We start from the raw sequence: 21,028 nt of genomic DNA, 5'->3' as shown, positions 1-21,028 counted from the left end.
AAAACAAAAATATCACAAAACCAAGCTACCCTTAAAGCCTAAATTTACTTTTTAAAAGTAGCTTGCAAGAAAGGCATTTTCTTAATGCAAAAAATGCCTTATGCCTGTAAAATAAAGTGCTATTTTAGCTTCATTTGCAGCTCTTATCACCTCATCATCTCTTATACTGCCTCCTGGCTGAACTATAGCTTTAACGCCTATTTTAGCTGCTTCATCTATGCTATCTCTAAAAGGAAAAAAAGCCTCACTTGCCAAAACGCAGCCTCTTAGATCAAGCCCCATATCCTTAGCCTTAGCTATGGCAGCCTTGCTTGCATCTATCCTGCTTGTCATTCCCATGCCTATGGCTACTAGGGCTTTGTTTTTAACATAGACCACATTGTTTGACTTGGTAAAAGCTGCGATTTTAAGGGCGATTTTCATATCCTCAAATTCCTTCTCACTAGCCTTTTTCTCACTCACGCATTTTGCATTTTTAAGCTCGTTTTCACCTACTTCATCGCTATTTTGATACACAAAACCCCCATCGATATGCTTAAAATCATACTTATCAAAAGAGCGTTTCAAAGAAGGACTTTCTTGGGTAAAAATTTTAATGCGTTTCTTGCTCTCAAACACCTTTAAAGCCTCAGGCGCTACATTTGCAGCGATGATGACTTCTACATAAATTTCATTTATTTTCAAAGCCAAAGCCTCATCTAAGCACCCATTTATCGCAACTACTCCTCCATAAGCACTTACGCTATCACATTTTAAAGCCTCTGTGTAGCTTTCAAGCAAGCTTTCTTTCAAGGCAAAACCGCAAGCATTGCCATGCTTTATAATAGCCACGCAAGGTGCTTCATCAAAGGCTGAGGCTAAATTTAGTGCTGCGTTGATGTCTGTTAGGTTGTTAAAGCTTGCTTCTCCTTTTAGGGCTTTGAAATTGTTGCTGAAAAAATCATCAAATTCATACAAAGCACCCTTTTGATGAGGGTTTTCTCCGTATTTTGTATCCATGACCTTACGCCCAGCGATGAATTTAAACTCGCCAAAACCGCCCTTAAAGCGTTCGTTCATATAATTTGCTATGAAACTATCATAATTTGCCGTATGCTCATAGGCTTTTATCATCAAATTTAAGCGAAAGCTCTCATCATCTTTGCCCTCTTTTATAGCCTCAATCACGCTTTTATAGTCCAAAAGATCGCACACCACAAGCACGCTTTTATAGTTTTTTGCCGCACTTCTAATCATCGCAGGTCCGCCTATGTCGATATTTTCAACGATTTCATCAAAATCATCGCTTAAAATCGTAGTCTTTTTAAAAGGATATAAATTCACACAAAGCAAATCAATGCTAGAAATATCATTTTGCCTTGCTTCTTTAACATGCTTTTCGTCTTCTCTTTTATGCAAAATCGCGCCGTGAATTTTAGGATGCAAGGTCTTTACTCGCCCCTCAAAAAGCTCAGGACTTTGCGTAAATTCACTTACTTCTGTAACCTCAAGAGCATTTTCTTTAAGGAGTTTATAAGTACCTCCCGTTGATAAAAGCTCGAAATTTAAAGCTCTAAGCTCTTTTGCAAACTTGACAACGCCATCCTTATCGCTAACGCTTAGCAAGGCTCTTTTTTTCATTAATTTTTCCTTTCTAAATGCTTTTTAATCAGCTCATAAGCCTCATTTATCTTTTGAAAGTTCTCAACACCTTTTTTAAGCTCAGCTTCGCTTACATTATTTGCGTTTAATATGTCAGGGTGATACTTTTTAGCAAGCAAGCGGTAGCTTTTTTTCACAGCGTTTAAATCAGCATTTTTATCAAGCTCAAGCAAAGAAAATGCCTCATCAAGCCCCATTTGCCTAGAAGTTTTACTTTGCATGCCTTGAAGCTCTTTTATAAAGGCGTTTAGCTCTTGATTTGAAATGCCAAAAGCCTTGGAAATTTCTTCTAAAATTCCTTGCTTTTTAGCACTAAAATCCCCGTCAATCAAAGCCATAAAAACAAGCACACGAAGCACATTAAAACGCTCACTTAAAGGAAGTGGAACCTCTTTTATAAATTCCCTTGCCACATATAAAGCATCGCTTAAATTTTCTTTATGCTCGTTAAAACTTGCCTTTAAAAACTCTCGCTCGCGTGTATCTTTGGCATTAGCGTCTAAAATTTGGCTGATCATATCCGCTTCTTGTTCGCTTACCCTGCCATCGCTTTTGGCGATCTTGGCTAAAAGTGCGATGACATAGTAATTCATCTTTCTTTTAAACTCATCAAGCCTTTCTTCCATAACCCCACTTGCAAAACCTTTGGCAAAGCCCTTAGCACCACGCCCAAAAGAGCCTAAAAAATCCTGCTTGCCCCAAGTTTTATAATACCAGTAAAAAACGCCTATGGCTACGAGCAGAAGGATAAAAATCATTGAATTTGCTCCTCAAAACTTTCAAAATAAAGCTTTTTAAGCTCATTTAAGCTTAAATTTATGTTATCAAGCACAAAATTTAGTTCAGCGACACTTTGTCCAAGCCTTGTAAATTCAAGCTTAAACTCAGCCGCCAAAGCTTCAAAAGCCTGTTCATCATTTACCCCAACAATAGCCCTGCTCGCACTCTCATCAAAAAGCAAAGCCTCATCATCAAAGCCACTTTTTAAACTCACACCAACATTTGAAATCGCACACATTTTAGCCAAACTTATAGCCAAACCGCCCACGCCAACGCTATTTGCACAAGCTAAAATGCCCTTTTGGTTTGCCTCATACAAAAAGTTCCAAAGTTTTAATTCTGCTTCATAATCAAAATCTTTCAAAACGCCTGCTACCTTGCTATCTTGCACTTTCATCGCTAAAGATCCGGCAAATTCGCCATAAGTCTTGCCTAAAAGATAAAGGCTTGTATTTGCTTTAAAGCTTGATTTTAGGCATTTTGAAGCCTCTTTTAAAACGCCTACGCAAACGATAGTAGGGCTTGGATAAATGCTTGTGCCCTCAGTTTCATTATAAAGCGAGACATTGCCACTTACAACAGGTGTATTTAAGGCTTTGCAAGCTTCTTTTATACCCTCGCAACCCTTTGCAAACTGCCACATCACTTCAGCATTTAAAGGGCTTCCGTAATTTAAACAATCGCTAATTGAAAGCGGTTTTGCTCCGGTGCAAGCTACTTTTCTGCCTGAATTAGCGACATTTAAAATAGCACCTATTTTAGGATCGATAAAATTTAGCCTCGAGTTGCACTCCACAGTCATAGCCACGGCTGCATTATTTTCTTTCACGCGAATCACGCTTGCACCAAGCTTGCCATCAGCTTTCATCGTATTTGTTTGCACGCTAGAATCAAACTGATCGTAAATAAAGGCTTTGTCATTTGCATTTTCATTACTTAAAAGCTGTTTGAAAAGCTCTTTTGCAGGCATTTTGAGCTCAAATTTATAAGTTTTTATCTCATCAAGATAAGCAGGCTTTTTAAGCTCGCGGTCTAAAACAGGTGCTTTGTCGCTTAAAGGTGCGATAGGAATTAGCCCCACAAGTTCGTTTTCCCAGAAAAGCTCCATTTTTCCACTATCAGTAACCTCGCCTATAACCGCACAATCAAGCCCCCATTTTTCAAAGATCTTGATAACTTCATTTTCACAACCCTTTTTAGCACAAATTAACATTCTTTCTTGAGACTCGCTAAGCATAAGCTCGTAAGCATTCATGCCCTCTTCTCTCATCGGCGTTTTATCAAGATAAAGCTTCATTCCGCTACCGCTTTTGCCAGCCATTTCAAAAGAGCTTGAAGTAAGCCCAGCTGCTCCCATATCTTGAATTCCCACTATAAAATCCGTTTTAAAAAGCTCTAAACAAGCTTCCATTAAAAGCTTTTCGCTGAAAGGATCGCCAATTTGCACCGTTGGACGCAAACTTTTGCTTGCCTGCGTAAAGCTATCACTTGCCATAACAGCACCGCCAAGCCCGTCTTTGCCTGTCTTTGAGCCTACATAAATGACAGGATTTCCAACGCCCTCAGCCTTAGCGTAAAAAATATCTTTTATAGGACAAATTCCAAGAGCAAAGGCATTTACAAGGATATTGCCATTAAAACACTCATCAAAAGCGACCTCACCGCCAATGGTAGGCACTCCCATACAATTTCCATAATGAGAAATTCCACCCACAACGCCTTTTACAAGGTATTTTTGATGTTTTGCATGAGTGCCTTTTAAGCTTCCAAATTTAAGTGAATTTAGCCCTGCAACCACTCTTGCACCCATGGTAAAAACATCACGCATTATACCGCCAACCCCTGTTGCTGCACCGGCAAAGGGTTCGATGAAGCTTGGGTGATTATGACTTTCTACCTTAAAAACAGCCGCATAACCTCCGCCAATATCTATAACACCAGCATTTTCGCCAGGTCCTTGTATCACCCAATCAGCCTTAGTAGGAAAATTTTTAAGATATTTCTTGCTTGATTTATAAGAACAATGTTCGCTCCACATCGCTGAAATCACGCCAAGTTCTAATAAATTTGGCTCACGACCGAGAATTTTTAAGATTTGCTCATATTCTTCATCGCTGATTTTGTGTGCTTTTATAAGCTCTTTGTCCATTTTTATCCTTTAAATTTATTTACCTAGGCAAAAGGAGCTAAAAATAGCGTCCATTAGCTCATCTTGTTCAAAACTATGAGTAAATTTTTCAAGCTCCTTAAGGGCTAAATTTAGCTCAAAAGCAAAGAGTTCTAAATTTTGCTCACTTAATAAATCCCTAGCTCTAAATATAGCCTCGCTAGCCCTTATGAAAGCATGGACAAGCTCTAAATTTGGTAAGATAAAATCCACACTTTCATTTGTATCAAGATAGGCTTTAAGTGCTTTTAAAAGCTTGCTTATATCCTTTTGAACGCTTAGCTTTAAAAAGTCTCCTTCTTCTTTAAATTCTTGCCTTAAATCGCTTTTATTTAAAAGCCAAAAGATCTTTTTATCCTTACCTTTTTCTTTGATTAAGCTTATAAGCTCTTCGTCTTCTTTATCTTTTTTACGTGAGCCGTCAAAAAGAGCTATGATAATATCTGCTTCATCAATAGCCTTTTTTGAAAGCTCTATGCCTTTTTTTTCGATCTCATCAAGACCCTTTCTAATGCCTGCTGTATCGATGATCTTTAGCAAATGAGAGCCGATTTGTAAATTTTCTTCTATGGTGTCTCTGGTTGTGCCAGCCTCATTTGAAACTATGGCTCTTTCATAGTTTAAAAAGGCGTTTAAAAGCGAGCTTTTGCCAACATTTGGCTTACCTATGATAGCGATTTTATAGCCTTGCAAAAGAGCCTTTTTTGAAAGTGAAATTTCAGCTATTTTTTTAAGATCCTTTGCATTTTGCTCACACATATTTTGAATTTGCATAAATAAATCACTTGGCAAATCATCATCTGCATAATCAATGCTCGTTTCAACAAAGGCTAGGGTTTTTACAAGATCAAGCCTTATTTTTTCCAAAAACTCGCCTAATTTACCCTCTAAATTTCTAGCTATAAGCTTGGCTTGGCTTTGGGATTTTGCATTGATTAAGGAGGCTATGTTTGAGGCTTTTAAAAGATTCATCTTGCCATTTAAATAAGCTCTTTTGCTAAACTCGCCAGCATTTGCAAGACGCACACCTTGCTTTTGTAATTCTTCAAGCATTAAAGAAGCTAAGATATAGCCTCCATGCGTTTGAAACTCTACAATATCCTCACCCGTGAAAGAAAAAGGAGCTTTAAAATAAATAACTATACACTCATCAATCAAACTTTCATCGCTAGCATAAATTTTACACAAATGTGCATATCTTGGCACAAGTTCTTTTTTTTTACAAAGCTTAAGAGCGATTTGTAAAGCCTTTGAACCGCTCATTCTTACTATATTTATCGCTCCTTGAGCATTTGCCGTAGCTAGGGCTGTTATAGTATCATTCATCTTTCTTAAAGAAGTCATTTACAACGACAAATCTTTGATCTGCATTTTGTCTGATACCTACATATTTGTTTGGAAATCTTTGTCTAAGTTTTTCAAGGGCTATTTTAACTAAAACTCCGTCTAAATGCTTGGTTTGAGCCTTGCCTGTATGCTCTACCTTTTCTATGATATTTTTGAGATAAAGCTCCATGCCTTGTTCTTGATTTTTTAAAAACTCAGCGATTTCAAGGCGGACTAAGAATTTGTATTTTGAATTGATCCAATTATGAAGCAAATAAGAAAGTGCCTTATAGCGATAAGCTTCTTTACCTATGAGCAAAGCTGCATCAGCACCGTCAAGCTTGATATAAACACAATCTTTATCATAAATACTAACCTCACTTACTTCTATATCAAGTCCTATTGAATTGAGTAAATTTTTAAGATCAAGGCTAATCTCATCTATACAATCTTCGATTTTATACTTTTCCTTGCTTTCTTTGTGAAAATCATCAAAAATCGCCTCATTTTTGACCTTATATTCTGGGGCTTTAAGCGGAGCTTTTTCCTTACTTAAAGAAGGCTGATTTTCTTGAGTTTGTTTGTGTTCAAAATGATGTTTTGCTTCTCTATGTTTTTTTTCAGACTTAAAATTTTCTTTCTTTTTGTGTGATTTTTTTTCATCATATTTATGAGCTTTTTTCTTAGCTCTTGCTTCAATGATAGCATTTTTTTGAAAAAAACCTAAAAATCCCCTACTTGGTCTTTGAACAAGCTCATACTCCAGATCAACAACAGAACAGTTTAATTCTTGTGCTGCCTTAGTTAAAGCACTTTGTAAATCTTTTTCTTCAATCAACATGTTCTTTTTCCACTTCTTTTTTATGATGTTCTTTCGCAAAAAGTTTATTTACTACCCATTGCTGTAAGAGCGAGCAAAGATTATTAACGCACCAATAAAGGGTAAGCCCAGCTGGAAACCATAAGAAAAAGAAAGTAAAGATCACAGGTAAAAATTTCATAATCTTTGCTTGAGTTGGATCTTGTATAGCCATAGGGGTAATAAGCTGTTGTAAAAACATCGTTGCACCCATTAAGATAGGAAGCACATAGTAAGGATCTAATACAGATAAATCATATATCCACAAAGCCCAGGCAGCTCCTTTAAGCTCAACAGCATTAAGTAAAACCCTATAAATTGCAAAAAAGATTGGAATTTGAAGCAGTATAGGTAAGCAACCTGAAAAAGGATTTGCCCCATGTTTTTTATAAAGCTCCATCATATGAACATTCATTTTTTGTGGATCGCCTTTGTAGCGTTCTCTTAATTCTTTCATTTTTGGTGCTAAATCTTTTAATTTGTTCATAGAAATCATGGAACGATAAGTAAGAGGGAATAAGATCACTCGAATAATTAAAGTTAACGCAACTATACTCCAACCCCAATTTCCTATATAATCATGTAAAAATTCTAAAAAAGAATACACAGGCTTAGCAATAAAAGTAAACCAACCATACTCTACAGCTAAAATGAGCCTCTTATCAATGGTTTTTAAGATACTATGTTCCTTAGCCCCTATATAACCTTTTGCTTTAAAATCTCCATTTGCCTGAGCAAAAGCCAAAGGATAACCCTCTCCGGCATCGGTAATCACAGCATCTAAAGGCTTATCAAAATCATAAAACAAAGAAGCATAATAAGCGTCAAAAGCTGAAATTATAGTAGCTTTTGAACTTGTTTGAGAACTTACATCTTTATCCTCGAAAGTTTCTATGGTTTCGTCTTCTTTTACCAACAAAGCTCCACGCACAACATAACTTTCCTTAGCGCTTTCAGGGCGAGAACCTGTGCTGATAAAATAAGGGTGTGCTTCACTTAATTTTACCTCAAGATCATAATTGCCTTTTTCATAAAAGGTTACAATCTTTTCAAGAGTGAGATCTCCTAAATTTTGTGTTAAAATAAGCTTTACGCTTTCGTTATTTGTTATATTTAGGCTTTCCTCAGAAGCTGTGTAGGCATTTGAAAAAGCTAGATTGTTTAAACTAGGATTACTAAAGCGGATTTCAAGAGGTCTTGTCTTAGAGCTTATAAGCTCCAAGGCTTCATTCTTTTCATCTTTAAATTTATTTCCCTTGAGCTTAAAGCTTGCAATGCGTCCAAACTCATCAAATTGTGCTTTAAAATACTCACTTTCTATAGTAGAAATAACCTTACTTTGTGGTTTTTCTTGTATAGGAGCTTCATTTACTGCTGGGGTATTAGTGCTTAAATTTACATTTGGGGCTGGATTTTGCACGCTTGTATTTGTGCTTGAGTTATGATCGTGAGGATCTACTTTTGCGACAAAAAACTCACTATACACAATAAAAAACAAAAAACTCAAAGCCACAGCTAAGATAATGCGTTTTTGTTGGTTTGGATTATTTTGATTATTCACGATTTTCCTTTAATTTTTTCACAAGATAAAACTGATTTTTTCCACATGGGATATAAAAAAAACTAATTTTTAAAAATTGAGATGCCTTTAAATTTGCTTTGTCTATCTGTATTTTTTTGTAAATTTTAGGATAATCAAAGCCACCTTTATTGTAGGGATTGCAACGCAATATCCTATAAAAACTCAAAATAAATGCGAGAAAAAAATTATTCCTTTGAAACTGCCATAGGGCATACTCAGAACAACTTGGATAAAAGCGACAACAAGCAGGTTTTAGCGGACTGATAAATTTTTGATATATCCTAATCATCAAGCTAGGCATTTAAGTCTCCTCAAGCCCCATTTTAAATTTTTTTCAAGCTGACAAAAATCTAAATCTAAAATATCATTCTTAGCAATCAAAACATAATAACCACGAGTTATAAGATTTTCAACCTTAAAAAAAGCCTCTCTCATAAGGCGTTTAGCTCTATTTCTATCTACTGCACGACCCACTTTTTTGCTGGCTATAACAGACATTTTAAGTTCATTTGCTTCCAAAAATATCACATTTATGCCCTCGCAATACCATCTTTTGCCCTGTTTATAAAGCTTTGAAAAATCCTTTTCATCGCAAATGCTTTTTATACGGCTAATCTTTTTCTTCCTTTAGCTCTTCTTGCATTGATGACTTTGCGACCATTTTTGCTTTTCATACGAACACGAAAGCCGTGTGTGCGTTTTTTAGGTGTATTATGAGGTTGAAAAGTTCTTTTCATTTTCTATTCCTTTCTTAAATGTATAAATTTTGTAAAATAAAATGCTTATTTTAGCTCAATTTTACTTAAAATTGCTTTTAACTTAAGTGTAAATTTTATTTATTTTCGCTAAATTTCTAACTTAGGTTTATGAAAATATCTTTATTTTTATAAGGAAAGACTATGCAAGAATTTGTTATTCAAGAACTTGAAAAAAAAGATTTACCAAAAATGCTTGAAATGGTAAGAGAGCTAGCTATTTATGAGGAAATGGAAGATGTTTTAAGTGCAAGCAAGCAAGATTATGAAGAAAATCTTTTTGAAAATAAATTTGCAAAAGCTCTTTTACTTACATACAAAGGCGAAGCCGTAGGTTATGCTATTTATTTTTACACCTTTTCTTCTTTTTTAGGGCATGGAGGACTTTATCTAGAAGATCTTTATATAAGAGAAAATTTCCGTAAAAAAGGCTTTGCAAAAGCTGTTTTTAGATATTTAGCTCAAATTTGTAAAGAAAAAAAGCTTAAGAGATTAGAATGGGTTTGTCTTCATTCAAATGATTTGGGTATAGGCTTTTATGAAAGATTAAATGCTGAAAATATGAGCAAAATTTGGAGAACTTATCGTTTGGACGGAGAAAATTTAGATATTTTAAGCAAAGAATGAGTAAAATTAGAGGTTTATATTATCTTAAAGCTTTTGGTTATGAGTTTATAGATAGTCATTTAAGCTTTCAAAATGAAGATCTTGATTTTTATCAGTTGAAAGCTCAAATTGCAAATTGCAGTCTTTGCACCTTGTCTAAAAAACGAAAATGTAGCGTTCTTGATAAGATGAAAAAACCTTGCAAGCTCATGATAGTAGATAGTTTCATCTCAAAAAGCGAAAATGATAGTGGAGTGATTTTAAACTCAAATAAGGGCTTGAATTTAAAAACAATGCTTAAAGAAAGCCTCTTCTTGCATGAAGAAGAATATTATATGAGCTATGTTTTAAAATGTTTTAGTGCAAATAAAAATGATGATTTTGCTTTGAAACAATGTTTACCCTACTGGTTCAATGAGTTTTATTTACTTTGCCCTAAGGTTGTACTCATCTTGGGACAAAATTCCTTTGAATGCTTGGGTTTTAAGGATTTTTCCTTATTAAGAGGAGAGCTTTTTTCTTATAAAAACTCTTGGATAATGAGTACTTTTGATTTGGATTTCATAGCTAAAAATCCAAGTTTTAAGCAAGATTTTCTTGCTGATTTACAAAAAATAAAAGGATTATTATGAAACATATATTTTTTCTTATTGCACTGTGTTTATATATTGCTGGTTGTTCTTTAAATATTGGCACTAAAACTTCTGCAAAGATAACAGATTTAAATGCGAGTTCAAGCTCTAAAAGAACTTATGATAAAATTGCTATTATTATCCCTCAAAAAGTGATCAAAGGATACTCAAATACAGTTATTAACTCGAGTTTTGCTTATATTTTTAGACAAAATGCTAAACTTGATATAAAGGTCTTTTTAACGCAAAATGAAGAAAACTCTTCCCTTATGAAAGCTATTCAAGAAATTGATGAGCAAAATTTTGGCTTCGTTATCGCTGCTACAACCCTAAAAGGTGGGAATTTTATAGCTAAAAATATGCCTAGTGATATCGTTGTTTTTATACCAACCCTGCACAAAAATGATACACAAATCACATCTTCAAATATATACTTTGGAAGGATAGACTATGATGAGCAGATCAAAAAGCTCTTAGAGCAATCAAACTCAAATATAGCAATATTTTCTGATAATTCTGCTCTTTCAAGTAATCTAGAAAGAAGGGTAAAAGAATTAAGCCAAGAAGGTAGTGTAAGAGCATACAACACAACTGGAGAAAAGGTAAATTTCGCAAGACTTATCCGCTCTCAAGGCTCTTTAAGTAACGCAAGTGTCTTTTTAAACACACCTATAGTAACAAGTTCTATCCTTGCTTCTCAGCTTAGAGCCAATGAAATGCACCCTCATGCAATCTTGCTTACTCAAATAGGCTATAATCCAACCATACTTAAGCTTACTCAAGCCAATGATAGAAGGAAAATGATTATTGCAAATTCTATTTCAAACAAGGATAAAAATCTATCTTATATCAACGAGATGTTTTTGCAAAGCATCGATTATAACTGGGTAGCTTATGCAACTAGTGTTGGACTTGATTATTTTTACACCAAGCTTTTAAATCCAAAGGCTTCAAGAATTTTTAAAGAAAATATCAAAAACTCTCAAGTCATCTATAATGTAAATTTAATGAAAGCTCTAGATTTTAGCTTTGAGGAGTTTTAAAAGCATTTAAGAAAAGCTCTTTTATCTCATCGCTTATCACAGCTGGTTTTAAACTTTGCACATAAACTAAGGTAAAATCAGCTGAAAATATTTTAGTCTCCTCTTTGTAAATTTCTTGACGCAAAATAAGACTAGCGTGCTTAAATTCTAAAAGCTCATGTCTAAGTTCAAGCATATCTCCAAGCACGGCAGGCTTTAAAAAGTTACAATTTGCCTTTGCAAGCAAAAAATGCCCCTTATCCTTATCAAAGATATTAGGCTCTTTGCCAAAAAAAAGCTCGCTTCTTGCTCGCTCGCAAAATTTCAAATAATTACTATGATAAACAACCCCACCTGCATCAGTATCCTCATAATACACTCTAATCCTCATCTAGCTCCTCCACTTGACAAATTTCATCATATCCCTCATGCTGTGTATTGCCACTAGCACAAAAGCCAGAAAGTCTTAAGATCTCGTTAAAAATCTTTGTCTTTTTTAAAACCACTGCATCAAGATCATCACTAGACTTAGGATAAATAAAACTTTCTCTTTCTATGAAATTTAACCCGTTGCTGTCCTCAAAAAAATCATCATTAAAATATATCCCCAAAATATCTTGAAAATAAAACTTCCAGCTATAAATCACACTTTTATCCTCATCTAAAAAGGATTCTACCAAAAAGCCTCCATTAAATTGCCCTAAGTAAGAATCAGCAAACTCAAACACAAGTCCATTTTCAAGCTCTTTAATCCTTTGGATAAAAAAACAACCTTGATCTTTGGTATCTTGAATACACCAGCTAAAGCCTTCCTCATTCCGTTTTAAAAACATGTTATAATCTGAATATACTCCATCATGTTCATCAAATGCATATTGATAAAAACGACTAAACCACTTTTTATCATCATTTTCATAAAATTCAAATAATTCAGGAGTTAAAACATAGGTCTGACTAAATTTAATAGGCTTAAAACTCAGCTTAGAGCTATCATCATAATAAGCAAAATTTTCATCATCTTGGCTAAAATAAAAGATATCATCTGTGAAATTTTTATTTTCTTCTTGTGTTAAAGCATCGATCTGAATATCAGCATTTAACTCCAAATCTTGAGAAAGTGCAGTTTGACTTTTTTTGTGTAGGGCTGTGATTTGTTTTACATTTAAGGTATAAATAAAATCCTTATCCTCAAACTCAAATACATGTTTTTTATCCTCATCTAAAAAAACCTTTGCACCGCTGAGCTTTTTATATCTTGGATTTTTATTATCATCTAGCATTTCAAGGCTTAACTTAGGACATAAAATATGAGCATTGCTAGGCAGAGCTTTAATCTCTTCAAGCTCCTTACAACCACCTTGTAAACTAATGTAGATATTATCCTTGCTTTGAAATTTCAAATAATTAAAAGTATGCCCTCTTTCTTGCTCTTCATTTTGGCTTATATTTTGTTCCTGCCCTACTTCTTTTTCATCTAGCTTGGTATTTTCTCTTTTTTCACAAGCTGTAAAAAAAAGAATTATAAAACACCCAAAAATCAATACCTTACGCATAAAAATCCTTTAAAATAGATTGAAACATTATAACAAATTTTTTTCAAATTTATATCTTTGAAGCATGCTTTCATTGCCAGCTACTCCGCCTTGATGTATGTATAAAAGAGGCTTTTTAAAGCCTTTTTGATGAGCCAAAACGCAAAGCAAGCCCACACTATCATAAAGCAAATCAAACTCAAGCCCCGCATTTTTAGCTTCTTTATAAATTTCAAAAAGCTCTTTATAAGGCTTAGCAAAGTGAAATTTTTTGGGCAAATTTAAAATACACAAATTTGAAAAATCAAATTGCGGATCAAGTTCTTTTATTTGTGTCCTCAAATACTCCTCATCGCCCACGCAAGCACAAGTATAAATTTGATGATTTCTTAAATTTTTTGCTAGAAAAAGTGCTGAAGTTCCTGTGCCTGAGGGTAAAAAAATGTCAAATTTAAGCCCTAAAGCCTTTTCTTGAGATAAAATTTCATTTGCAAGCTCCTTGTATCCAAGCTCGGCTTCCTTACAAGCAAAACCTTGAGGGATAAAAATGTCTCCTTTTTTACATAAATTTAAAGCCATTTGTTTAGAGCTTTCAAAGTCTAAATTTTCTAAGATCCAAGCCTTATTTTTAAGAGCTTGTGCGTAGTTTGCACACGGATTTTGCTTTAAAAAAGATGAAATTTTTTCACAAACAAAAATAAGCTTATAAGCTCTTTGAAAAGTAAAAGCACTTAGAGCAACCAAAGCATTACTTTGAGAACCTCCAAAGCTTATAAAACGCTGATTTGAAGGATAGTTTTGTTTAAGATAAAAGGCAAGCTTGCGTGCTTTGTTGCCGTTAATTTGCTCGCTGATTAAATCATCTCTTTTAACAAAAAAATCAAAGCCAAGAAGACAAAAGGGATCTATCTTACTTATTTTCATTAAATAATTGCAAGGCTTCTTTGATCGTTGCCTCATTTGAGATATTAAATTTGATCTCTATGCGACGACTTCTTTCTTTATTTTCTTTTCCGCCGATTAAAATAGGATCTGAGAAACTTCTCCCACTTGCAAGCAAATATTTTTGAAGTTTTGGATCTTTATAAAAAGAATAGATAAAACTCATCACCTCATAGGCTCTTTTTTGGGACAAATCCAAATTATACATATAAGAACCATCTGAATCTGTATGCCCTTCAATAGTGATATTTTCTATATTTGATAAAATTTCATTATTATTTAAAATCGCACTTAGGTATTGATTTAAAATCTGTCTTAAATTTTCTTTTGCTTCCTCTTTTAAAACAAAAGAGCCTCTATCAAAAAGCACTTCAGACGGCAAAGAAATCGCCCCTGTTCTAGAATCTATGCTTACATTTGCTTCAAGATTTAGTTTTAATTGCTCAATCATTCTTGATCGTAAAGACTCTAAATTTTCGATCTTGATCCTGATATTTTCATATTTTTGATTCAAGATATCCACTTCTTCTTCTTTTGCACTTAATTGTGCAAGTAAAATGAGCATTTGTTTATCTCTATCATCTAAATTTTGACTTAAATTTTTACTAAGTTCTTGATAAGAACTTACATTAGCTTCAAGCATTTTCTTTTGCTCATTCATACTCAAAAGCTCATTAGAAGTAGCACTCAATCTTAAACCTAGTTCATAAAGTATCTTTTCTTTATCTCTAAGCTCTTGTTTGCTTTCCTCTAGACTCTTACTTTGTCTAGCAAGGCTTTCTTTACTTTGCTTAAGATCATCTTGAGCAAAAGTGTATTTGATCACGACAGCACCAATGATAAGCAAAAAAACAAACAAAAGCCCAGCCATCAAGTCAGCATAAACAATGTAAAAATTATCGTTTTTTTCTGGATTATTTTTATATTTCATTTTTCGCTAAAGAATTATCCTCTTTTGAAAGTTTAGCGATAACCCCACTTGCTTCTTGATCTATTTCTTGAATTTCAGCTTTCATTTGACTCATCATCGCTATTTTGTCATCAATATTGCGTTCTTCTTCATAAACATCTTTAAATTCTCTCATGCCTTGCAAAAGACTATTTTTAAAACCAATAAAGACTTTTTCTTGATTTTCAAGCATAGAATTTTGATAATGCTCAAAACTTCGCTTAAAGACATCTATACGCTCATCAAGACTACTTAGGGTTCTGTCAAGATGCTGGGTTTTTTCGTTACTTACATCAAGCAAGCGGTTGTATTGTTCGCTCATTCTCGTGCTTATATCTCTTAGATTTTGATTAAGCAAACCTATGGCATTAGTCATTTCAAGATAAACCTTGCTTAAATCTTTTTGAGTCCTATGAGCTCTAGTTAGTTCGCTCATAGTCTGCTTGATATGCTCGCTACTAAGTTTTATTGATTTTTCTTCAACACTAAGCATTTCTTGAAAAAGTCCAAATTTACGCTCTATACTATAATCAAGCTCTTTGAAAAAATCCTCATTACTTACCTGATCAAAAATCACACCGATTTTTTCAAAATGCTTCAAGCTTAAGGATAAGTATTTATGATCCATCTCTTCCTTAGTCCAAAAAAAGCCACTTGTTGAAATTTTTTGTCTTGTTATCAATCTTTGAATTTTGCTCTTGCCAAATTTTTCAAAAAACATCCACCATAAAGCTAAGAATATCCCATAAATAGAAACATAAAAAGCTGTTGCCACACCACCTAAAAGCTGTGAAATTTCTTGTTCTAGCATAAGACTATCATTAGAACTAAAATCAGGCATAGAAATAGCAATACTCACAAAAGTTCCTAAAATTCCAAGCATTGGAAAGATACTTGTAGCTATGGAGGCAAAATTCTCATTTCTTGCACCCTTGATATAACTATAAGCAAACTCATCAAAACTTGCATTACATTTTGTTTCATTGCCTATAGTAAGAAAGTTTTTCATAATATATTTTTTAAGAGCTTGCTTAAATTCATTTTTTTGTTGTTCGAAGATATTTGAGGCATATTCTGCATTATGTCTTGCAAAAATTAAAGCGATGAAAAGTATGATCCCCATCATAAAAAGAGTATGACTTTCAACCCTTAAATCAAGTTGCCCCAAATATCCAAGTAATACAAAAATATATAAAAGTATAGGGATAAAAACGATTTTTACATAAACTAAAAAGCCCTTGCGTTCCTTGATTTCAGGTAAAATCAATTCAGCAATTTCTTTATTTTCATTTTGCATTTTTTATCCTATAAAATATTTAATTTCTTCCCACGCAGTTTAAATTCTCAAAAGCGATCTCAAGTCTTTTTATCATGCTTTCTTCGCCTGCTCTAAGCCACACACGAGGATCATAGTATTTTTTATTTGGCTTGTCATCGCCCTCAGGATTGCCAATTTGTCCTTGTAAATAAGCCTTATTTTTAGCTTCATAGCCACGAACGCCGTCCCAAAATGCCCATTGCGTGTCTGTGTCGATATTCATTTTAATGACGCCATAACTCACAGCATCTTTGATATCTTTTAGCTCGCTTCCGCTTCCACCATGAAAAACAAAATTTATAGGTTTTTCATCATTAAGCTTAAATTTATCTTTAACAAATTTTTGTGAATTTTTAAGAATTTCAGGCTGCAAGCTCACATTTCCGGGCTTATAAACACCATGCACATTTCCAAAACTTGCGGCAACTGAAAATTTATCACTGATTTTCATCAATCTTTCATAAGCAAGGGCTACATCTTCAGGCTGAGTGTAAAGTTTGGCATTGTCAATGCTTGTATTATCCACGCCATCTTCTTCACCACCCGTGCAACCAAGCTCAAGCTCAAGACAAATCCCAAGTTCGCTAAGCTTTTTAAGATAAATTTCGCAAGTGCTTAAATTTTCTTCCAAGCTTTCCTCACTAAGATCAAGCATGTGAGAGCTAAAAAGGGCTTGTCCGCTTATCTTTTTATGCTCAGCATTTGCTAAGATCAAAGCATCGATCCAAGGCAAAAGCTTTCTTGCGGCATGATCGGTATGTAAAATCACAGGCACATTATAAGCCTTAGCCAAAGTATGCACATGCTTTGCACCGCTTATCGCTCCTAAAACTTCAGCATTTTCACAGTTTTTCCCTGCATAAAATTTCGCCCCACCATTTGAAAACTGAATGATAACAGGCGAATTAACCTTTTTAGCACTTTCTAAAACCGCATTGATAGAATTTGTACCGACCACATTCACAGCAGGTATCGCAAAGCCTTCGCTTTTGGCATAAGCGTAGAGCTTATTTAGCTCTTCACCGCTTACTACGCCTGCTTTTACTATGCTTAAAACGCCCATTATTTTATCTCAACTTTTGCATTTTTAAGAAGTTCTTGAACTTTTTCATTTAGTTTTGCACCAGCTTCTTGAGCCTTAGCTTGATTGATAAGATCAGCTTTTACATCATTGTAGCTTAGTTGTTTTTTAGCTTGCGAATCTTCTTTAAGGATAACATGATAACCAAATTCTGTTTTTATAGGATTTTGAGTGATTGTTCCATTTTTTAGAGAAAAAGCTGCATCACTAAAAGGCTTTACCATATCTTCTGTGCCAAACCAACCAAGATCGCCACCCTGTCTGGCTGATCCATCGATTGACTTAGCTGCTGCAAGTTGAGCGAATTTTTCAGTTAAAGCATTACCTTTTAAGCCTTTAAGCTCAGCGATCACATCTCTTGCTTCTTTTTCAGTTTTTACTAAAATATGTCTTGCCTTTACTCCTGCAGGACGAATAAATTTAGCTTTATTTTGTTCATAAAAAGCCTTAATTTTCGACTCATCAACTTTTATAGAATTAAAAATCTTTTCTTGATAAATTTGCATTAAAATTTGTTCTTTAGCATTTTCCAAAGCTTTAGCATATAAAGGATCTTTTTCTAAATTTTGTTTTTTAGCATCTTCTGCTATAAGCTTTGCTCCCATATATCTTAAAATAAGCTCTTGTTTTTGATCAGCTGTAAGATCTTTAAAGTTTTGACCACGCAAAACAGGAGCAAAAGCTTCGCTGATCTCAGTATCTGTAACATTTTTACCATTCATCGTTGCAACAACAGCTGCATTTAAGCTTACTGCACTCAATAAACCAGCAAGAACTAAAGACATTTTTTTCATCATTTTTCCTTTTATATTGATAAATTTGGCAAATTATAACGAAGTTTCGTTAAGGCTAATTAACTAAAATAAAAAAATGAAAAGAAATTTAGAAATTAAACACTTATTTTTAAGCCATTTTGACAAGCCCGTTACTGAGCTTAAGTTTTCAAACCTCTATGAACTCATAGTTTGCGTAATGTTATCAGCACAATGCACCGATAAAAGAGTAAATTTGATCACGCCTGAGCTTTTCAAAGCCTATCCAAGTATAAAAGATCTAGCAAATGCAAGGCTAAATTCCCTTAAAAGCTATATTCAAAGCTGTTCTTTTTTTAATAACAAAGCCACAAATCTCATCAAAATGGCTAAGGCAGTTTGTGAGGACTTTGGGGGCGAAATTCCGCTAAATGAAAAGGATCTAAAATCCTTAGCCGGAGTGGGACAAAAAACAGCTCATGTTGTTTTGATAGAATGGTGTGGGGCAAATTTCATGGCTGTTGATACACATGTTTTTCGTGTCGCTCACCGCCTTGATCTTAGCAAGGCAAAAACGCCTGAAGCCACAGAAGAAGATCTTACACGCATTTTTAAGGACAATCTTAACTATCTTCATCAAGCCATGGTGCTTTTTGGACGCTACACCTGTAAGGCTAAAAATCCTTTATGCGAGCAGTGTTTTTTAGCTCATCTTTGCAAAAGCAAGGACAAAAAAGCTTAAAGCCCTGTTATCAGGGCTGAAGTCTCATGCGAAAGCCATTTAAAGCTAATAAAATCTACATTTGTCATTAAAACTATGAAATTTAAAGCAAATTTTAAAAATACTTTTTATTTTAAATCATTAAGCACTTTAAAAAGTTTTTTAAGCTACACTTTGCTCTTAGTTTTAAGATAAAGTATCAAAATGTCAAATTTGAAAGATAAATTTTTGCAAAGTAAAGAATTTGAAAAGATTAAAGCCTTGCAAGATCTTGATTTTACAAGCTCTTATGAGCTTTTAGACTGCATAAATATAAATTGCGATAAAAACTTAGATGAAAAGATCAAAGAGCTAGTGCTTGATCTTAAGCCTTGGAGGAAGGGTCCTTTTAAGATCAATGAGTTATTTATCGACGCAGAGTGGCAAAGCTTTGTGAAATTTAATCTTCTAAAACCCTTTATGCACGAAATCAAGGATAAAATAGTCGCTGATGTAGGGTGTAATAATGGATACTATATGTTTAAAATGCTTGAGTTTAGCCCTGCTAAGCTTGTAGGCTTTGATCCTTGCTTGCGTCCTTTTTTGCAGTTTCATCTTTTAAATACCCTGATAAAAAGCAAAATAGAATTTGAGGCTTTGGGTGTAGAGGATTTACCTTTATATAAACTTAAATTTGATGTGATTTTTTGTCTTGGTGTGCTTTATCACAGAAGTGATCCTATAAAAATGTTAAAAAATTTAAAAATGAGTTTAAATAAAGGTGGCATAGTCTTTTTAGATACCATGTATATAGAAGATGAAAGAGAAATTGCCTTAATTCCTCGAAAAACTTACTCAAAAATATCAAATATTTTTTTCATTCCGTCGATACTAGGTTTAAGAAATTGGTGTGAAAGAGCAGGATTTAAAGAATTTGAAATTTTAGCTCTTAAGCAAACTGATAGTTTTGAGCAAAGAAAAACAGCCTTTAGCGAGGGATTTTCCTTAGAGGATTTTCTTGATACTAAGGATAAAAATTTCACTTGCGAGGGCTATGAAGCACCAAAGCGAATTTATGTTAAATTAAAGGCTTAATAATGAAAAGTATTTCTTTTGACGAATATGCCCAGCTTGAGCAATTTATCAGCCAAGAAGATGCCGCCCGCATTAAGGCTGAGCTTTTAACCTGCCCAGAGGTTGATACTTCTTTAACAGGAACTATTATCGAACTTTCTAAAAATCACGCAAAAAGCGTTTTAATCACCTCAAATGAAATGGTTTCTGATGAACTTGGCTTGATACATGATTCTTTTATTTTTTGTGCTGCAAGCTATGTCGCGCAAGCTGCTGTAAATAAAGAATATTCTATGCTTATAGGTTCAAAGAATAATTTTTATTCTCCTTTAAAATTAGGAGATATTTTAATCCTCGAAGCACAAGCCTTGTTTGATGAAAATTCTAAAAAAAGAGAAGTTAAGGTAGTAGGTCATGTCAATGAAATCAAAATTTTTGAATCAAGCATACAAATAGTAGTTACTGATGATCATATCTTTAGGCTCAAACGACCACCTTCAACCAACACTAAACCTCAAGAAGAAGAAAAAGAAGAGCAAAAGCCAAATATGGAAGCAGCTATGGCTCAAGCTATGCTCAAAAATCTTGCTACTTAGGAGCTAGAGGAAGATCTATCCAGTTTTTAGGGCAGTCCTCATGATAGGTCCCACTTGCATCATAATAAGGCTTACAATCATCATAAAATCTATTTGATATACCTCTTTCATTTACAAAACAGGCGTTAAAACCTAGTGCTATTAGTAAAGTAAAAATGATCTTTTTCATTCTTTTTCCTTGCGATTGTGTTTTCTCCACTCATATGGCTCTATAGGATTCTTGCTTTTCCAAAGTCCAAGTTTTGAGCTTTTGGCATTTTTTTGATCTTGTACATAAGCATCAGTATAATAACTATACGCCCAAGCATAGCCATTAGCAACCATAGCTTTGTTAATGTCTTGTCCGTTAAATTCGACTATACCAACTATCCTGCCGTATTTATCCTTGCTTTTTTTGATGACTTGAACCTCTTTTCCCGCGATCAAAGAAGCAAGATAGTCTTTGGATTTATTTCCAAAATCCTGCTTGGACTCAGGAGCGTCTATACCAAAAAATCGTATCCTATATTTTTCATTGGCAAAGTCTAAAAGTTCTATGGTATCGCCATCTATCACACGAACAACCTTGCCTTTTATAATATTATCATCTAAAACAAAAGAATTAAGCAAAAAGGCAAAAACCACAGCAAGTAAAAGCATGATAAGTCTTTTTGGATCACTTGCTGTTTTTCTTAGATTAAGTATATCTTTATAATTTATCTTTCTCATCAAAAT

24 protein-coding genes are annotated in these 21,028 nt (G+C 34.1%); 6 read left to right on the top strand and 18 right to left on the bottom strand.

What is annotated here, in order from left to right; all coding sequences use genetic code 11:
* Positions 1–81 precede the first annotated feature (81 nt).
* The 9 genes from purH to rpmH are packed head-to-tail and all read right to left on the bottom strand — an operon-like array spanning position 82 to position 9,092.
* Positions 82–1,620, bottom strand: coding sequence for a bifunctional phosphoribosylaminoimidazolecarboxamide formyltransferase/IMP cyclohydrolase (purH, locus tag DMB92_RS01625; protein WP_142681291.1), 1,539 nt, complete (start codon positions 1,618–1,620; stop codon positions 82–84).
* Positions 1,620–2,399, bottom strand: coding sequence for a TerB family tellurite resistance protein (locus DMB92_RS01620; protein WP_142681290.1), 780 nt, complete (start codon positions 2,397–2,399; stop codon positions 1,620–1,622). The genes purH and DMB92_RS01620 overlap by 1 nt, the downstream gene beginning before the upstream one ends.
* Positions 2,396–4,570 carry a phosphoribosylformylglycinamidine synthase subunit PurL gene (purL, locus tag DMB92_RS01615; protein WP_142681289.1) on the bottom strand — a complete coding sequence of 725 codons (2,175 nt, stop codon included), beginning with the start codon at positions 4,568–4,570 and terminating at the stop codon, positions 2,396–2,398. Before purL ends, DMB92_RS01620 begins: the two co-directional genes overlap by 4 nt.
* A gap of 15 nt (positions 4,571–4,585) precedes the next feature.
* Positions 4,586–5,914, bottom strand: a complete 1,329-nt coding sequence (mnmE, locus tag DMB92_RS01610) for a tRNA uridine-5-carboxymethylaminomethyl(34) synthesis GTPase MnmE (RefSeq protein WP_142681353.1) — start codon at positions 5,912–5,914, stop codon at positions 4,586–4,588.
* Entirely contained in the window at positions 5,907–6,755 is an 849-nt protein-coding gene (locus DMB92_RS01605; RefSeq protein WP_142681288.1) for a Jag N-terminal domain-containing protein, read from the bottom strand. Before DMB92_RS01605 ends, mnmE begins: the two co-directional genes overlap by 8 nt.
* The gene (gene yidC / locus DMB92_RS01600) at positions 6,745–8,334 is read right to left on the bottom strand and encodes a membrane protein insertase YidC (RefSeq protein ID WP_142681287.1); all 1,590 of its coding nucleotides are present in this window, start codon (positions 8,332–8,334) and stop codon (positions 6,745–6,747) included. The genes DMB92_RS01605 and yidC overlap by 11 nt, the downstream gene beginning before the upstream one ends.
* Positions 8,327–8,656, bottom strand: a complete 330-nt coding sequence (yidD, locus tag DMB92_RS01595; RefSeq protein WP_142681286.1) for a membrane protein insertion efficiency factor YidD — start codon at positions 8,654–8,656, stop codon at positions 8,327–8,329. The genes yidC and yidD overlap by 8 nt, the downstream gene beginning before the upstream one ends.
* Positions 8,644–8,970, bottom strand: coding sequence for a ribonuclease P protein component (rnpA, locus tag DMB92_RS01590; protein ID WP_312845139.1), 327 nt, complete (start codon positions 8,968–8,970; stop codon positions 8,644–8,646). Before rnpA ends, yidD begins: the two co-directional genes overlap by 13 nt.
* The gene (gene rpmH / locus DMB92_RS01585) at positions 8,958–9,092 is read right to left on the bottom strand and encodes a 50S ribosomal protein L34 (protein WP_142681284.1); all 135 of its coding nucleotides are present in this window, start codon (positions 9,090–9,092) and stop codon (positions 8,958–8,960) included. The genes rnpA and rpmH overlap by 13 nt, the downstream gene beginning before the upstream one ends.
* Before the next feature lie 162 nt (positions 9,093–9,254).
* On the opposite strand from rpmH, the gene DMB92_RS01580 reads away from it, so the two are divergent.
* Genes DMB92_RS01580 through DMB92_RS01570 form a run of 3 tightly spaced genes read left to right on the top strand, consistent with a single transcriptional unit; the run spans position 9,255 to position 11,391 of the window.
* Positions 9,255–9,737: a GNAT family N-acetyltransferase gene (locus DMB92_RS01580; protein WP_142681283.1), complete on the top strand. Its 483-nt coding sequence runs from the start codon at positions 9,255–9,257 to the stop codon at positions 9,735–9,737.
* The gene (locus DMB92_RS01575; RefSeq protein WP_142681282.1) at positions 9,734–10,348 is read left to right on the top strand and encodes a uracil-DNA glycosylase family protein; all 615 of its coding nucleotides are present in this window, start codon (positions 9,734–9,736) and stop codon (positions 10,346–10,348) included. Before DMB92_RS01580 ends, DMB92_RS01575 begins: the two co-directional genes overlap by 4 nt.
* Positions 10,345–11,391 (top strand): hypothetical protein, encoded by a 1,047-nt coding sequence (locus DMB92_RS01570; RefSeq protein WP_142681281.1) that lies wholly within the window; start codon positions 10,345–10,347, stop codon positions 11,389–11,391. Before DMB92_RS01575 ends, DMB92_RS01570 begins: the two co-directional genes overlap by 4 nt.
* Here DMB92_RS01570 and DMB92_RS01565 read toward each other — a convergent pair.
* From DMB92_RS01565 to DMB92_RS01535, 7 genes are read right to left on the bottom strand one after another with little or no spacing between them, the layout of a single operon-like run.
* Positions 11,372–11,761 (bottom strand): YbgC/FadM family acyl-CoA thioesterase, encoded by a 390-nt coding sequence (locus tag DMB92_RS01565; protein WP_142681280.1) that lies wholly within the window; start codon positions 11,759–11,761, stop codon positions 11,372–11,374. The two genes, DMB92_RS01570 and DMB92_RS01565, sit on opposite strands and share 20 nt — an antisense overlap.
* On the bottom strand, positions 11,751–12,923 hold the full coding sequence (locus tag DMB92_RS01560; RefSeq protein ID WP_142681279.1) for a hypothetical protein: 1,173 nt from the start codon (positions 12,921–12,923) through the stop codon (positions 11,751–11,753). Before DMB92_RS01560 ends, DMB92_RS01565 begins: the two co-directional genes overlap by 11 nt.
* Before the next feature lie 27 nt (positions 12,924–12,950).
* Positions 12,951–13,826 (bottom strand): 1-aminocyclopropane-1-carboxylate deaminase/D-cysteine desulfhydrase, encoded by an 876-nt coding sequence (locus tag DMB92_RS01555; protein WP_142681278.1) that lies wholly within the window; start codon positions 13,824–13,826, stop codon positions 12,951–12,953.
* Positions 13,813–14,775, bottom strand: a complete 963-nt coding sequence (locus tag DMB92_RS01550) for an OmpA family protein (protein WP_142681277.1) — start codon at positions 14,773–14,775, stop codon at positions 13,813–13,815. Before DMB92_RS01550 ends, DMB92_RS01555 begins: the two co-directional genes overlap by 14 nt.
* On the bottom strand, positions 14,765–16,090 hold the full coding sequence (locus DMB92_RS01545) for a MotA/TolQ/ExbB proton channel family protein (RefSeq protein WP_142681276.1): 1,326 nt from the start codon (positions 16,088–16,090) through the stop codon (positions 14,765–14,767). Before DMB92_RS01545 ends, DMB92_RS01550 begins: the two co-directional genes overlap by 11 nt.
* Positions 16,091–16,109: 19 nt before the next feature.
* Positions 16,110–17,174 (bottom strand): class II fructose-bisphosphate aldolase, encoded by a 1,065-nt coding sequence (gene fbaA, locus DMB92_RS01540; protein WP_142681275.1) that lies wholly within the window; start codon positions 17,172–17,174, stop codon positions 16,110–16,112.
* A complete protein-coding gene (locus DMB92_RS01535; protein ID WP_142681274.1) occupies positions 17,174–17,986 on the bottom strand; it encodes a peptidylprolyl isomerase in 813 nt (270 codons plus the stop codon). The genes fbaA and DMB92_RS01535 overlap by 1 nt, the downstream gene beginning before the upstream one ends.
* 76 nt (positions 17,987–18,062) lie before the next feature.
* On the opposite strand from DMB92_RS01535, the gene nth reads away from it, so the two are divergent.
* From nth to DMB92_RS01520, 3 genes are all read left to right on the top strand, one after another.
* Complete coding sequence (gene nth / locus DMB92_RS01530) at positions 18,063–18,686, top strand: endonuclease III (protein WP_142681273.1); 624 nt, start codon at positions 18,063–18,065, stop codon at positions 18,684–18,686.
* 183 nt (positions 18,687–18,869) lie between these two features.
* Positions 18,870–19,739, top strand: coding sequence for a tRNA 5-methoxyuridine(34)/uridine 5-oxyacetic acid(34) synthase CmoB (gene cmoB / locus DMB92_RS01525; protein ID WP_142681272.1), 870 nt, complete (start codon positions 18,870–18,872; stop codon positions 19,737–19,739).
* A complete protein-coding gene (locus DMB92_RS01520) occupies positions 19,739–20,314 on the top strand; it encodes a hypothetical protein (protein ID WP_260604718.1) in 576 nt (191 codons plus the stop codon). Before cmoB ends, DMB92_RS01520 begins: the two co-directional genes overlap by 1 nt.
* On the opposite strand, the gene DMB92_RS09120 is transcribed toward DMB92_RS01520, so the two are convergent.
* Positions 20,307–20,483, bottom strand: coding sequence for a hypothetical protein (locus DMB92_RS09120; RefSeq protein ID WP_185900143.1), 177 nt, complete (start codon positions 20,481–20,483; stop codon positions 20,307–20,309). The genes DMB92_RS01520 and DMB92_RS09120 overlap by 8 nt on opposite strands.
* Complete coding sequence (locus DMB92_RS01515) at positions 20,480–21,022, bottom strand: thermonuclease family protein (protein ID WP_142681270.1); 543 nt, start codon at positions 21,020–21,022, stop codon at positions 20,480–20,482. The genes DMB92_RS09120 and DMB92_RS01515 overlap by 4 nt, the downstream gene beginning before the upstream one ends.
* Positions 21,023–21,028 lie beyond the last annotated feature (6 nt).

Origin of the sequence: Campylobacter sp. MIT 99-7217 (assembly GCF_006864365.1) — a bacterium.
GTDB lineage: Bacteria > Campylobacterota > Campylobacteria > Campylobacterales > Campylobacteraceae > Campylobacter_D.
The sequence above is the reverse complement of the archived record's forward strand: the minus strand, read 5'-3'. Positions and strand labels throughout refer to the sequence as shown.